12 protein-coding genes are annotated in these 14,760 nt (G+C 64.6%); all 12 read right to left on the reverse strand.

The window, feature by feature from the left end; genetic code table 11:
• Positions 1-305 precede the first annotated feature (305 nt).
• The 12 genes from NJ75_RS10185 to NJ75_RS10245 all read right to left on the reverse strand — a co-directional run bounded on the left by NJ75_RS10185 (position 306) and on the right by NJ75_RS10245 (position 14,738).
• Positions 306-1,049 (reverse strand): Bax inhibitor-1/YccA family protein, encoded by a 744-nt coding sequence (locus tag NJ75_RS10185; protein ID WP_039334114.1) that lies wholly within the window; start codon positions 1,047-1,049, stop codon positions 306-308.
• A 123-nt stretch (positions 1,050-1,172) separates the two neighbouring features.
• Complete coding sequence (gene proC, locus NJ75_RS10190) at positions 1,173-1,979, reverse strand: pyrroline-5-carboxylate reductase (RefSeq protein ID WP_039334115.1); 807 nt, start codon at positions 1,977-1,979, stop codon at positions 1,173-1,175.
• Between the two features lie 170 nt (positions 1,980-2,149).
• A complete protein-coding gene (locus NJ75_RS10195) occupies positions 2,150-2,653 on the reverse strand; it encodes a type III secretion system chaperone family protein (protein WP_039334116.1) in 504 nt (167 codons plus the stop codon).
• Between the two features lie 212 nt (positions 2,654-2,865).
• Complete coding sequence (locus tag NJ75_RS10200; protein WP_052242319.1) at positions 2,866-5,127, reverse strand: SPOR domain-containing protein; 2,262 nt, start codon at positions 5,125-5,127, stop codon at positions 2,866-2,868.
• 66 nt (positions 5,128-5,193) lie between these two features.
• Positions 5,194-6,675 carry a cell division protein FtsZ gene (gene ftsZ / locus NJ75_RS10210; protein WP_039334121.1) on the reverse strand — a complete coding sequence of 494 codons (1,482 nt, stop codon included), beginning with the start codon at positions 6,673-6,675 and terminating at the stop codon, positions 5,194-5,196.
• Positions 6,676-6,870: 195 nt separating this feature from the next.
• Positions 6,871-8,154 carry a cell division protein FtsA gene (gene ftsA, locus NJ75_RS10215; RefSeq protein ID WP_039334122.1) on the reverse strand — a complete coding sequence of 428 codons (1,284 nt, stop codon included), beginning with the start codon at positions 8,152-8,154 and terminating at the stop codon, positions 6,871-6,873.
• Between the two features lie 9 nt (positions 8,155-8,163).
• Positions 8,164-9,129: a cell division protein FtsQ/DivIB gene (locus NJ75_RS10220; protein WP_039334123.1), complete on the reverse strand. Its 966-nt coding sequence runs from the start codon at positions 9,127-9,129 to the stop codon at positions 8,164-8,166.
• A gap of 3 nt (positions 9,130-9,132) precedes the next feature.
• Complete coding sequence (locus tag NJ75_RS10225; protein ID WP_039334137.1) at positions 9,133-10,086, reverse strand: D-alanine--D-alanine ligase; 954 nt, start codon at positions 10,084-10,086, stop codon at positions 9,133-9,135.
• On the reverse strand, positions 10,083-10,976 hold the full coding sequence (gene murB / locus NJ75_RS10230; RefSeq protein WP_230487676.1) for a UDP-N-acetylmuramate dehydrogenase: 894 nt from the start codon (positions 10,974-10,976) through the stop codon (positions 10,083-10,085). The genes NJ75_RS10225 and murB overlap by 4 nt, the downstream gene beginning before the upstream one ends.
• On the reverse strand, positions 10,973-12,385 hold the full coding sequence (murC, locus tag NJ75_RS10235; protein WP_039334142.1) for a UDP-N-acetylmuramate--L-alanine ligase: 1,413 nt from the start codon (positions 12,383-12,385) through the stop codon (positions 10,973-10,975). Before murC ends, murB begins: the two co-directional genes overlap by 4 nt.
• Entirely contained in the window at positions 12,382-13,548 is a 1,167-nt protein-coding gene (murG, locus tag NJ75_RS10240; RefSeq protein ID WP_039334144.1) for an undecaprenyldiphospho-muramoylpentapeptide beta-N-acetylglucosaminyltransferase, read from the reverse strand. The genes murC and murG overlap by 4 nt, the downstream gene beginning before the upstream one ends.
• On the reverse strand, positions 13,545-14,738 hold the full coding sequence (locus NJ75_RS10245) for an FtsW/RodA/SpoVE family cell cycle protein (RefSeq protein ID WP_052242321.1): 1,194 nt from the start codon (positions 14,736-14,738) through the stop codon (positions 13,545-13,547). The genes murG and NJ75_RS10245 overlap by 4 nt, the downstream gene beginning before the upstream one ends.
• Positions 14,739-14,760 lie beyond the last annotated feature (22 nt).

Raw genomic sequence — 14,760 nt, forward strand, 5'->3', positions numbered from 1 at the left:
GGCGGCGGCGGCTTGGGCGCGCACGAAGCAAGGCCGATGGCCAACCCTGCAGTAACAAGACTTGGCGCGACGATACGCCGGAAACGAAACATTGGCATTCCCCCAATTCCGATCCCGAAAAGGACCGTGACAGGCAGACGGTCCCTTGCTGCAGCGTGTCAAAATGCTGCACGAACCATCCTGTATGCAAGATGAAGGTAAGCGTAGCGCCCGCGCGGGCAAATGAGAATCCCCCAGACAATAAAAACCCGGCGAACCGTTGCGGTCCGCCGGGTCAATATGGTTCGGTTCGGGTGCTTTTCAGATCAGCGGCGCTCGCCCATGAACTGCAGCAGGAACTGGAACATATTGATGAAGTCGAGGTAGAGGCTCAGCGCGCCGAGAACGACGGCCTTGCCGGCGAATTCGGTTCCGGCGACGTAGGCATACTGCTCCTTGAGGCGCTGGGTATCATAGGCGGTCAGGCCCGCGAAGATCAGCACGCCGAGGAAGCTGATAGCCCAGCCCAGACCCGACGACTTCAGGAAGATGTTAAGCAGCGACGCGATCAGGATGCCGAAGACACCCATGATCAGGAAGCTGCCCATGCCCGACAGGTCCTTCTTGGTGGTGTAGCCGTAAAGGCTCAGACCCGCGAAAGCGCCGGCCGTGGCGAAGAACGTCGTCGCGATCGAAGCGCCCGTGTAGACGAGGAAGATCGTCGACAGCGAAAGGCCCATGGCAACCGCAAAGCCCCAGAACATGCCCTGAAGAGCCGTGGTCGAGAACTTGTTCGCCCCAAAGCTCATGAACATGACGAAGGCGAGCGGCGAAAGCATCACCAGCCAGATCAGCGGGGTGCCGAGCAGCGTCAGCGTGAAGCCGGTGGTTGCCGACAGCAGCGCCACGATGCCAGAGAGCATCACGCCCGAGGCCATGTAATTGTAGATCGACAGCATGTGACGGCGCAGACCCGCGTCGAACACTTCGCCGCGAGCGGAAACGCCGGAAAGGCTCGGAGACGCGCCGAAGCCCGTTCCGGTGGGCCGAGGGTCGTTCCAGTTTGCCATTTTCAAAGCTCCGTTCTGTGGCCCCAATGGCCACGTACGCGGAATATCGGCGCTTTCGCCTGTGCTTTCAAGGGAAACCGGACCGACCGACAGGTCGCCGACTGTAACGAATTGTTGCCGCGCTCAGCGCGCCTTCCGCGCCATCTCGGTCATCTCGGCACTGCGATCACGCGCGCCGCGCAATGTATCCTCGATGAGGCGGACCAGGCGATCATCGGCATCGAGCACGTCGATGCCGACCTGGGTGACTCCTCCCGGGCTGGCGACCCGGCAGGCGAGTTCAGCGGGCGAATGCTCGGACCTGGCCGCAAGCATCGCCGCGCCCTCGACCATCGACAGCGCCAGCCGGTCCGCCTGCTGCCGCGCCAGGCCCAGTGCAGCCGCGCCTTGGGCGAGCGCATCGATGAAACGGTAGACGAACGCAGGGCCTGAGCCCGCAAGTGCGGTGACTAGATCCATCTGATCCTCGCCAGACAGCCATTCGGCCTGTCCCAGAGGGGCCATCAGGGCATCGGTCTCGGCACGCGCAGCATCGTCCGCATCACTGACCAGCGCAATTGGCGACTTGCCGAGAGCGGCGGCAAGGTTCGGCATGACGCGGACGATTGCGCGGGCAGCAGGAAAACTGGCGCGCAAGGTGGCGAGATCGACGCCTGCCAGAATCGAGAGCAGGAGCGTGTTCGTGCCGACGTAGGGCCGGACCGAGGCGACCGCATCGGGCAACTGCTGCGGCTTGAAGCCAAGCAGCACCACATCAAACGCGCCTTCACCCTCAGGCGCGGAGCCCAGCAGGCGCGTGCCTTCCGGCGCGACCTCCAGGTAGGGATCGACAATCGTGAAAATCTCGGGCGCGTAGCCGCCTGCAAGCCAGCCTTTGAGCATGGCTCCACCCATGTTGCCGCAGCCGAACTGGAGGAAGGTTTTGGTCATGGGGGATTTCCTTGAGTCGCGTTTGCGCGGTCAATGCCGGGACGGTGGGCTTATCGCAATGGCTTAAGCCCTGCTCCCCCGCGAAGGCGGGGCCTCAGTCGTGCTACGCTGAAGCTCCGAGGGACCACCGAGGCCCCGCCTGCGCGGGGACGCATCAGCGTCGAGCAGGTTCAGGCCTCGCCCGCCGCATCCACCATGGCGCTGGCAAGCGCGTCGGCCGGGCTCTTGTCGCCCCACAGGATGAACTGGAACGCCGGATAGAACCGGTCGCACTCGTCCACCGCTGCTTCGATCGCCGCCTGGGCCTGACTGATGCTGAGCAGACCCTCGTCACCGAGCATCAGGCCATGGCGGTACAGCAGGACAGAACCATTGGACCAGATGTCGAAGTGACCGATCCACACTTGCTCGTTGATCAGGGCCATCAATTCATAGACGGCCCCCTTCTTGTCGTCGGGAATGCGGATATCGGGCAGGCAGAGAATCTGGAGGACGTGATCCTCGACGCGCCAGATGGCCCGTAACTGATAATTGGCCCAGGAGCCTTGAATTTCGCCGGTAACCTCGTCGTCCGAGACAAATTCGCATGGCCAGCCGCGCGCTTCGAAAAGCGAGGCGATCATGTCGACAGGCGCTGCCTCCTCGCGCTCGTTGTCGTCATGGCCGGTCCGCATGGTACGTCCCCTGAACACTTGATCGGGCCTCCTCGGCTGGTTGGCCCGGCAGGGCGATCTGCCCTGACTGCTGCTCGAAACGTCAATGGCGGTTCACACCCCCGCCCGACAATCGCGGGTTAACAGGCGGTTGGGCAAAACTCGACAACCTTGTGGGAAAGCTGTGGACAAGGAGTGAACAGCAAACTCCGCCCGAGGTTCCGCCTCCCACCCTATTTGAGAGAGAGAGTATCGACCGGTTGACCCGCCGGGCTGGTCCACTGGTAACTCGAAACCCCGTCCTTCTTGAGCTTCGTGACGAAATCCTGCGCCTCAGCCTCGCTAGCGAAGGGGCCGGTCAGCAGGCGGAAATTGCTGCGCCAGGGCGACAGATAAGGCTTGCGCGAGCGCAGGAGCGCAGGTGCTTCCTTCAAGAGACGGCGCCACTCGGTGTCCATGACGTCCTTGTTCGCCCCTGTCAGCACTTGCACCCAGATCCGGCTTGGATGGCTGGGGCCGGCCTTCTTGGCCTTGGCCTCTTGCGCCTCTTTCGCTGCAGCCTTGGGATCCTTGACCGGCTTGCCGTCCTTGCCCAGTTTCACCGCGTCCTTGGCCGAGGGCCTCTGTGGCTCCTTGGTCGGCACGCGCGAAACGTCCGTTGGCCCATCGGGCCGTTCGCCGCGTGGGTCGGGCTTGACGGCCTTGGCGGCGGATGCCGGAGCAATCCGCGTTATGTCGACTGCAGGGACCGAAGTGGCGCGCTCCTCTGGAGGAGGAGCGAAAGATTTGAACAAGGTTGCGAGGTCGCGCGCAGGAGGCGGCGTGTTGGCCGCTGCCGTCGGCACCTCGGGTGATGACGACACGGGCGCGACCGCAGCGGGCATTGCAACCTGAGCACCAACCGGGGCAGGCGCAGCGCCTGGCGCTGTTGCGGATGCCGTTGTCGGAGAAGCGGCAGTCGCAGGCGGGGGGACAGAAGCCGGTCCGACCTTGGCCAGATCAAACCCGCCCGCCGACGTGAGCGATGGTGCTGGCCGGCTATTGGCAGCACCAACGGGCGAAGCTGGTTGGGTAGTGGCCGTGGGACCCGCTCTCACCGGCGCAGCGGATGCAATTGCTACGCTGCTTGCCTGAGCAGGGGGCGAGGCCGTTGCTCGCGCAGGATTATTAGCTGGCGCAGCGGTCGGGTCCTGTTGGAAGCCGGGCCTTGCAATCGGGTTTGCCGATGGCGCGATCGTCGTCGTCGGTGCCGGAGTTGTCAGCGGCCTCGCAACCGGCGACTGGGCGGATGCCGATGGCGCCGGGCGAATGGGTGGAACTGCGGGGCGCACCGATCCGGGTGGTACATCGAGCGCCGAAAGCACCGTCGGTCGGGGAACGACCGGAGTCGTGCTTGACGGAGGATCGGGCCGCACTGCTGGCGCGGCGCTCGCATAAGTCTGGACCGGCGGCAGTTCAGCCGGCGGCGAGGTGCGCACTGCAGGACGGACAACGACCGTGGCAGATGCGGCACTGTCGCTCTTCCCGGGGCGACGGCGCTTTTCGCGACTGGGCTTTTCGCTGGCCGCGACGGAAGGGCCAAGAGGCGCACCTGCCGGAATAAGGCCCGCTTCCGCCGTGCGCGGGGCACGCGGGTTGAGCGCAGCATATTGCACCACTCGAGGATCATCGCGCCCGATGTCTGCTGCGCGGGGAAAGCGCCCGAAGTTTGCCGCAGCCGCCTGCTGCGCCGGAGTTAGGCGCGGCATATAGCGCAAGTAGGGCGCGATGCCCGATGCCAGATCCTGCGGCATCGAGGCGTAGGCAATGGCCACTGCCTCGTCCGGACCACCCGTCACCGCCATCGCGAAGGTGCGGGTGCGCCACGCTGCACGATCCTGCTTTTCAATCAGCGGGGCCAGCAGGGCCTCGGCCCCGCGCCGATCGCCCGATATGGCAAGACTCATTGCATAGCGGCGCGTGATCTCGTCATCCCCGCCCCGGCTCAGCGCAACCTGATACCAACGCTGTGCGCGTCCATTGTCCCCGACGAGATCGTAGGCGAGCGCCCGATCCGCAGCCATGGCAAAGGTATCGGCACCGGTTCGCTCTGCCTCGTCAAAGGCGCGGATGGCCTCAACGGGATTTTCCGCGACAAGCTGGGCCTTGCCAAGCAGGGCCTTGGTTCGGACATTGCCCGGCTGGACCTCGTCAGCCCGGGCAAGGAACCCGATCGCGGCATCGCTGTCACCCAGCTTCAACGCGGCGCTTGCCGCATCGAATAGGGCGGTAACATTCCTCGGATCGGCGCCGAGCCGAGCCAAAGCGGCATTGAGTTCGCGGCTGGGACTGGGGGCAGTAGACTGCACCACCGGGCGCGATACCGTCGCGGGGCCATCAGGATCGTCGTCCGCTTGGGCTAACGCCCGCGGCGACGCAGCGCAAAGCAGGAGCGCCAGAGCAAGCCTTAGACGCGATGAGCCCGAGAACTGCGCGATGGGGAGCCGATTCGTCATCCTGCCGCGCTCTTTACCGTCTTGAAGATGAAGCGGCGGCAACAAGGGCCGCCGCTTCGCAACTGGTTACTGGTTGTTCTGGCGACCGAGGAAGCGCGGAATGTTGAGCGAGCCGCCTTCATCGCCATCGTCGTCGCCGGTGGGCGCGCGGTTACCGCGCGAAAGATTGGCCATGCGCTCGAACAGGGTGCTGCCACCGGCTGGCTTTGCAGGCTCTTGCTCCGGCGCGCGGCCAAGGCGGGGCATCTGGGGCGCAGGATCGGGCGCGGGCGCGGGTGCCGGCGCGGCCACTGGCGGTTCGGCAGGAACCTCCAGGCCACCCAGAAGCAACTCTTCCGAAGCGGGTTCTTCCTGCGCGGCAGAAAGATCCAGCGTAAGATCCAGCGGTTCCGGCTCAGGCGCCGCTGGCACTTCGGGCTGGACCTGCTCGGCCGCCGGCGTCCATGCCGGTTGAGCAGGCTCCGGGGCGGCGGGTGGCGGTGGCGTGTAGACGGGTGCAGCCGGCGCAGCCGTTGGCACGGCAGGACCGCGCGCACTGCTCGGAATCGAGACCGGACGCGACGCGATTTCGGCCTGCTCCTGGCTTTGTTCGATGCCGGTTGCGACAACCGAAACCCGGATCTTGCCATCGAGATCGGGATTGAAGGCCGAACCCCAGATGATGTTCGCGTTCGGATCGACCAGTTCGCGAATGTGGTTGGCGGCTTCGTCAACCTCGAGCAGCTTCATGTCGTCGCCGCCGATGATCGAGATGATCACGCCCTTGGCGCCCTGCATCGACACGCCATCGAGCAGCGGATTGGCGATGGCGCGTTCGGCAGCTTCGAGCGCACGGTTCGGACCTTCGCCCTCGCCCGTACCCATCATCGCCTTGCCCATCTCGCCCATGACCGACCGCACGTCGGCAAAGTCGAGGTTGATCAGGCCCGGCATGACCATGAGGTCGGTGATCGAGCGGACGCCCTGCTGCAGCACTTCGTCAGCCAGCTGGAACGCTTCCTTGAAGGTCGTTTCGGCCTTGGCCACCAGGAACAGGTTCTGGTTGGGGATGACGATCAGCGTATCGACGTGCTTCTGCAGCTCCTCGATGCCGCTTTCTGCCGAGCGCATGCGGCGCGTGCCTTCGAACAGGAACGGCTTGGTCACCACGCCCACCGTCAGCACGCCCTTGCGACGCGCCGCTTCAGCAATCACAGGAGCCGCGCCCGTGCCGGTGCCGCCGCCCATGCCGGCCGCGATGAACACCATGTGCACGCCTTCAAGCGCGCGCTCGAGTTCCTCGATCGTCTCTTCTGCAGCAGCGCGGCCCACTTCGGGACGGGCGCCTGCACCAAGGCCCTGTGTGATGTCCGGCCCGAGCTGGATGCGGTTCTCGGCGATCGAATTGTTGAGCGCCTGCGCGTCGGTATTGACGACGATGAACTCGACGCCCTCGATCTGCGCGTTGATCATGTTGGCGATGGCATTGCCGCCTGCACCACCAACCCCGATCACCGTGATCCGGGGACGAAGTTCGTCAATTGCCGGCGGTCCGATGTTGATGCTCATAGTCGGTCTCCCAATCGGGTCATATGTCTCGCTGCTGGCCGGAACGCGCACCAAACGAGATTGGAAAGCTTCACATTAACCTGTTGCACAAGGCTGCGCGGCGAATCAAAGGCGCAGCAACCTTTTCCACAGGTTGCAACACCATGACGGGCCAACTTCGCGCCCCGAGAGCGCTGAACCGGGCCGAAAGGCCGTTCAGAAGTAATCCCTTACCGCCCGCATGAGGCGAATCAGCAGCTTCTTGCCGCCATATGCTCCGCCAACCGGATCGTTGGCTGGACCGATGGCGCGAATGTCCACCGGATCGGCCGCAGCGAACAGGACGAGCCCTACAAGGGTGGAGGAACTTGGCGTGGCATGGCCCGGCGGAAGGCCGAGCATCGTCGGCGGCGAACCAATGCGTACCGGCCGACCGAGCGCCGATTGCGCATAGTCGGCAAGCCCGGGAAGCTGCGCGCCACCTCCGGTCAGCACGACCTGCTGCCCGGTCTGGCCAACAAAGCCCATCGACTTCAGGGACTTGCCCACTTCCTCGGTGAAGAAGCCCAGTTGCTGGGTAATGACCGAGATCAGCTCTGCCCGCGGAATGCGGTTCTTGTCGTCTGCATGGCGAGCAACCGGACCGCCTTCGGGATCTCCCGGCGCGTTGACCGGGATCATCTCGCGATGGTCAGCAGGGCTGGCAATTGCCGAGCCGGACATGCACTTGAGCCGTTCGGCCTGATAGCGACGAATGCCGAAGGCCGAGGCGATCGCGTCGGTGATATCGCCCGAGCCGTACTGGATCACCTGCATGCCGAGCAGCATGCCCGCCGCATAGACCGATACCGTCGTGACCTCCGCCCCGAACTCGACCAGCGCCACGCCCAGTTCCCGCTCTTCCGGCGTGAGGCATGCGTGCCCGGCTGCGACCGGCGATCCGACGACAGCTTCGGCCTCAAGATGGGCGTTCTGCACTGCCTCGCGAAGATTGCGAACCGGCGCGCCATCGGCAAGCATCACGTGGATGTCGACGGCAAGCCGTTCGGCATGAAGGCCCTTGGGGTTGGGCACGCCGTGGGCGCCATCGAGCGTGTAGTGCGCAGGCTGGGCGTGAAGCACGGTGCGTCCGTCTGGCTGTATCACGCCACGTCCGGCCACCAGCAGATGCTCGATGTCGTCCTGTTCGATCCGCCGTCCGCCGACCTCGACCTCGACCCGCGCAGTGGTGCTGGCAAGGCCTGCGCCGGCACAGCCGATCCAGACCTTCTGGATATCGACATTGGCCATCTTCTCGGCACGCTCGATCGCGTCGCGCACCGAATGGGTCGCCGCCTGCATGTCGGTGACATAGCCGCGCTTGATCCCTTGGGCGGCACGGTGGCCGGAACCAAGAACGACCATCTCGCCCGTTTCCGAAAGCCCCGCGATCATCGCGGAAACGCGGAACGAGCCGATGTTTACGGCAGCAAAGACCTTGGTGATGCGGGGCGTTGCCATTGCGGTGGATCAGCCCTCGTCGCTCTTGGCCGCAGCCGCGATGCGCTTGGCTTCGGCCTTGGCCTGATCGGCAGCGCGCTTTTCCGCCGCAACTTCGTCGGCGTGCCCCGGCACGCGCATGTAGATGCGGTCGGGCGCGCGCATGTCGAACGCGGCGACCTTGCCTCCGAGCAGCCGGTTCACCCCGTCCATCCGGGCGAAACTCAGCAGCGCTCCGGCAGACTTCTCGTCGCCTTCAGGCAGGGCAAGAACCTGCCCCGTCTTGAACGTAAGGTTCCAGCGGCGATTGCCAACCCATTCGGCTTCCGAAACCTGCGGCTTCAAAGCAGGCGCGGCATCCAGCAGCCGCGTGAGGTCCTGAACACGCTGGCCGACGCCTAGGCCCGACAGCACGAGCATACCCTTGGCCTTGTCGAGCTTCACGGTCTCGAGCTCCACGCCGGAATCGTCAATCAGCACCATGCGGTCGGGCTTGCGCAGCACGGCATGCGGATTGCGCTCGACGATGTCGATCACCAACGTGTCGGGCAGCTTGCGCGAAACGCGGGCATCCTTGACCCACGGCAACTGGTTGAGTTCGTCGCGCAAAGCCGCGAGATCGAGCGTGGTCATCGCGCGGTCATTCTGACCCAGCACACGCTCGTAAATACGCTGCTCGTTCATGCGGTTGACGCCGCGAACCTCGAGATGGCTGACCTTGAACCCGGCATCGGACGCGATCAGCGCCGCCTGTTCGGACGCAAGCGTCGGGATTCCAGCCATGACCGCCACGGTCCACACGATTGCGGCTGCAGCCGCCAGAATCAGCGTCATGAGGATGCGGTGCAGCGTCTCCTCGCTGAACGGCAGCCAGTGCATCACGGTGTCGAGCACCGAACCGGTCTGCTGGCGCGCAGCCTGGACCTTGCGCTGCGTCGTCCGTGCGGCCGCTGCCCGCCGCACGCCCTTTCCGCCACGCTTGATCGTCTGCGCCATGGTTCAGGCCTTCCCCATTGCCTTGCCGGAGTCCTTCAGGGCCTCGGCGATGATCGCCTCGACCAGATCGGGATAGTCCATGCCCAGTGCCCTGGCCTGCTCGGGTACGAGGCTGAGCGGAGTCATGCCGGGCTGAGTGTTGACCTCCAGCAGGAACAGGCCTTCCACGCCCTGCTCGTCGTCCCAGCGGAAGTCGGAGCGGCTGGTGCCCTTGCAGCCGAGCAACTGGTGCGCGCGCAGGGCGATCTGCTTGCATGCCTCGGTGATTTCGTCCGGGATCTCGGCCGGGCAGATGTGATCGGTCATGCCGTCGGTGTACTTGGCATCGAAATCGTAGAAACCGGACTTGGGGCGCAGTTCGGTGACGAGCAGCGCACGGTCGCCGATCACCGCCGTGGTCAATTCGCGGCCACGAATGAAGGGTTCCGCAAGAAGCTCGTCGAACTCCTGCCATGGCCCGCGCGCGTCGGCGCTGATCGGATTGCCGTAATTGCCGTCTGCCGTGACGATCGCGACGCCAACCGACGAGCCTTCGTTCACTGGCTTGAGCACATAAGGACGCGGCAGGGGGTCGGCCTTGTAGAGCTCCTCCGTGTGCACGATTCGTCCGCCCGGCATGGGGATGCCATGCGGCACCAGCGCCTGCTTGGTGAGTTCCTTGTCGATCGCGATGACCGAGGTGGCGAGGCCGGAATGGGTATAGGTCAGCCCCATGATGTCCATCAGACCCTGGATCGAGCCATCCTCGCCGGGCGTGCCGTGAAGCGCATTGAACACGACATCGGGCTTGGCTTCAGCCAAGCGCAGGGCAACCTCGCGATCCATGTCGATCCGCGAGACCTTGTGGCCCTTCGACTCAAGCGCCTTGGCCACGCCTTCGCCCGACATGAGGCTGACGGGGCGCTCGCTCGACCAGCCGCCCATCAGCACCGCGACGTGGAGTTTTGAAAGCGTCACGGTCTGCCAATCCTCTTGATTTCCCATTCGAGCTCCACGCCCGACATATTCTTCACGCGCTTGCGCACTTCCTCGCCCAGCGCTTCGATCTCGGCACTGGTGGCCTCGCCGGTGTTGATCAGGAAGTTGGTGTGCTTTTCGCTAACCTGTGCGCCGCCCATCGTGAGCCCACGGCAACCGGCCTTGTCGACCAGTTCCCACGCCTTCGCGCCATCAGGGTTCTTGAAGGTGGAGCCACCAGTCTTGGAGCGCAGCGGCTGCGAAGCTTCGCGCGCCGCGCTGATACGGTCCATTTCAGCTTGGATCGCTGCGGGCTCGCCCGGATGCCCGCGGAAACGCGCGGCGACGACAATGGAGCCATCGGTCAAGTCGGAGTGGCGATAGGTATAGCCGAGTTCGGAGACCGGCAGCGTCGCCACCTCGCCCGAACGGATCACCACATCGCAATCGATCAGCACGTCCTTGACCTCGCGGCCATAGGCGCCGCCGTTCATGCGCACGAAGCCGCCGACAGTGCCGGGGATCGAGCGCAGGAATTCGAGGCCCGCGATGCCGTTGTCACGCGCAGTGGACGATACGAGAATGCCGCTGGCTCCGCCGCCGCAGTTGAGCGTGACCTCGTCGACCTTCTGGACCTTGGCGAAAGCCTTGCCCAGACGAATGACGACGCCCGGAACGCCTCCATCGCGAACGATCAGGTTGGAGCCCAGGCCCAGCGCCATGACGGGCACGTCCGGCGCCAGACCCGCGAGAAACTCCTTCAGGTCGGCAATGTCCTTGGGCTCGAACAGCCAATCGGCCGTGCCGCCGGACTTGAACCATACCAACGGGGCAAGTGGGGCATTCGGTGTCAGCTTGCCGCGAACCGAAGGCAGCGCAAGAGTGGTCACCCCTGCCCCCTTTCACGCGCAATCGCGTCGGCAAGACCCGCTGCCCACTTGGTGATGTCGCCCGCGCCGAGGCAGACGACCATGTCACCGGGCTGCGCCGTTGCGGCGAGTTCCTTTGCCAGCGCGTCGGCCCCGGCTGTCAGATGCGCCGAGCGGTGGCCGCGCGCCTTGATGCCTTCGACCATCGCGGCGCTGTCCACGCCCTCGATCGGCTGTTCGCCAGCGGGATAGACCGGCGCGGCATAGACGACGTCGGCATCGTTGAAGGCGCCCTGGAAGTCATCCATGTGGTCGCGAAGGCGAGTGAAGCGGTGCGGCTGAACCACGGCGATGACCCGGCCCTGCACGCCTTCACGCGCGGCAGCAAGAACGGCGCGGATTTCCACAGGATGGTGGCCGTAATCGTCGATCACCGTAACGCCATCGACTTCGCCAACCTTGGTGAAGCGGCGCTTGACCCCGCCGAACTTGCCGAAGCCGGTGCGGATGAGTTCGTCGGAAACGCCCATTTCCACTGCGACCGCGACCGCAGCGAGTGCGTTCTGGACGTTGTGGCGGCCCGGCATCGGCAGTTCGATGCCCTCGATGCGGCGGAACGAGCCATCGCGCTGGCGCAGCACGGCAGTAAAGCGATTGCCGCCAGGGATCGGCGTGACGGCTTCGCCGCGCACGTCGGCTTGCGCAGAGAAGCCGTAGGTCACGACGCGGCGGTCCCGTACCTGGGGGATGATCGCCTGCACTTCAGGGTGATCAATGCACAGCATGGCTGCGCCGTAGAACGGCACGTTCTCGATGAACTCGACGAAGGCCGACTTCACCTTGTCGAAGCTGCCGTAGTGATCGAGGTGTTCCGGGTCGATGTTGGTGACGACCGCCAGCGTGCCATCGAGCCGCAGGAACGAGCCATCGCTCTCGTCGGCCTCGACAACCATCCACTCGCTGTCACCAAGACGGGCATTGGAGCCATAGGAATTGATGATGCCGCCGTTGATTACGGTCGGATCGATCCCTCCGGCATCGAGCAGGCAGGCTACCATCGACGTAGTGGTGGTCTTGCCGTGGGTGCCAGCAACCGCGACCGTGCTCTTGAGCCGCATCAGTTCAGCCAGCATTTCGGCGCGGCGCACCACAGGAATGCGGTTTTCGAGCGCGGCGACAACTTCCGGGTTGTCGCGCTTCACCGCAGTCGAGGTGACCACCACCGCCACGCCATCGACGTTCTCGGTCTTCTGCCCGATCATCACCTTGATGCCACGCGAGCGCAGGCCGTCGACTACATAGCTTTCGGCCATGTCGGAGCCCTGCACCGAATAGCCCATGTTGTGCATGACCTCGGCAATGCCCGACATGCCGATGCCGCCAATGCCGACGAAGTGGATCGTCCCGATCTCGGTGCCGACGCCCTTCATGCCAGTTGCTCCTGCCCCGCAGGCGCAGCACTGCGCGTATCAACGCGGATCACGTCCATGATCGGCTCGCCCCCGAAGCTCTCGACCAGATCGGCAAGATCGCTGACGGCGTTGGGCAGGCCACAGTTCCACGCGGCATGCGCGGCATTGGCAAGGGTATGCGGGTGCTGGGCCATGGCCTGAACCTGTTTCGCCAGTTCCTTGGGAGTGAAGCCGGTCTGCCGGATGGCACGGGCGCCGCCCGCTGAAACCATCTCGCGCGTATTGGCGGCCTGATGGTCATCGGTAGCGATGGGCAGCGGCACGAGGATCGCCGGGCGGCCCACCGCTGTCAGCTCGGCAATCGTCGAAGCGCCGGCGCGGCCGATGAACAAGTGCGTTCCCGCAAGGCGCGACTGCATATCCTCGAAATAGGTGCCAAGTTCAGCCGGGATCTCATGCGATGCGTAGCGTGCGCGGACGGCTTCAAGGTCTTCGGGACGGCACTGCTGCGTTACCTGCAAGCGATGGCGCAGTGCGGGCGGCAGCATGGCAAGGCCATCGGGCACGACCTCCGAAAGAACCGAAGCGCCCTGGCTGCCACCGGTCACCAGCACGCGAAACAGGCTGTCCTCGGTGAACTCGGGGAACGGTTCGCCGCGCAGTGCCAGCACCTCTGGACGCACCGGATTGCCGACGCGGTGGACCTTGCCCCAAAGCTTGGGATCAAGCCGATCCACTTCTCCGTAAGCCGTCGCAATGGCGTCCACACGCTTGGCAAGGAAGCGGTTGACCCGGCCCAGCACCGCGTTCTGTTCGTGGATCACCGTGGGGATCTTCGCCGAATGAGCCGCCAGCAGCGCTGGCAGTGCGGGGTAACCGCCAAAGCCGATCACGCACGACGGCTCGAAGCTTTCGAACAGGCGCAGAGCCATCGCCCTGCCCTGCCAGATCGCGCTCAGGCCCTTGAGCAGCGCCACCGGACTCTTTGCCAGACGCCCGGCCGGAAGCACGTGCGCCGGCATGAAATCAGGCTTGCCGGGGATCTTCGCGCCGCGCTCGTCCGTAACCAGAGCCACGTGGTGGCCGCGGCGTTCCAGCTCGACCGCCAGCGCGAAGGCCGGAATAAGGTGTCCGCCCGTGCCGCCCGCAGCGAGCACGTAATGCCGAGAAGCGCCACTCATTTGCGCACCAGTTCCGTAACGTCGAACTTCTCGCGCGAAAGGTAGGGGTTGCGCCGCGTGATCGCGAGCAGCAGCCCGACGCCCATGAGCAGCGCGATGGTGGACGATCCGCCGTAGCTGATCAGCGGCAAGGTCATGCCTTTCGAAGGGAAAAGTTGCAGGTTCACAAGGATGTTGATGAACGCCTGTCCGACCAGCTGCGCGGTCAGCCCGGCTGCCGCGAGGATGGTGAACAGATCGTCCTCATCAAGAAGGCGCATCAGCACGCGCAGCGCGATCGCGCAATAGATCGTGACGATCACCGCGCAGGCGATCAGCCCGAATTCCTCTCCGACCACCGAAAAGATGTAGTCAGTGTGCGCTTCGGGCAGCGCATTCTTGCGACTGCCGAGCCACAGGCCGGTCCCGCTCCACCCGCCGTTCATCAGCGTGCGCATGGCAAGGTCGACCTGGTCAAACTCGCTGCCACCCGAAATGAAGTTGTCGATGCGGTGCGTTGCGTTCGGGTAGAAGAAGTACGCGGCAATGACCACCAGGATCAGCCCGCCCATGGCGTAAAGGATTTTGTTGACCGACAGGCCCGAAAGCAGCGCCAGCACGAACCACACGCCGCCGAACAGCATGGTGGAACCGAAGTCCGGCTGGGCCATTAGCAGGATGCCGACCAGCCCCATGATCGCCACGGTGATGGGTATGACGGGAATGTTCGGATCGCGCACCCGCCACGACAGGATCCAGGCGAGGGCAATGGCGAAACCGGGCTTGAGAAATTCCGAAGGCTGCAGGCTGAAGCCGATCCACAGCCAGCGTTTCGCACCCTTAACCTCGCTGCCGACAATCGGCACCAGCACCAGCGCAAAAATCATCGCCGCCGCGAGCAGGATGGCCCCGCGTCGAGCCGCCTCCTTGGGCAGGACAGACGCAAAGAACATCGCGACCAGCCCCACCGCGACCCAACGCAGGTGAATCCAGAAGAAGTAAAGATCACCGAGCGACTTCTGGTTCGTGGAAAGGCGATGCGCCGAAGCAGGGGAAGCAGCAGCGACGGCGATACAGCCGATCGTCACCAGCGAGAGGATCAGCGTCAACAGCACCCGATCGATCTCGCGCCACCAGATCAGCAGTTCGCTGCGACGGCTGCGGCGAAAGCGCGCACCGTGGCCGACCACGCGCACGCCGCCATCGGGCATGGTGGTGGTCACAAGGCGTGTC

It is taken from the genome of Novosphingobium subterraneum (assembly GCF_000807925.1).
Lineage (GTDB): Bacteria > Pseudomonadota > Alphaproteobacteria > Sphingomonadales > Sphingomonadaceae > Novosphingobium > Novosphingobium subterraneum.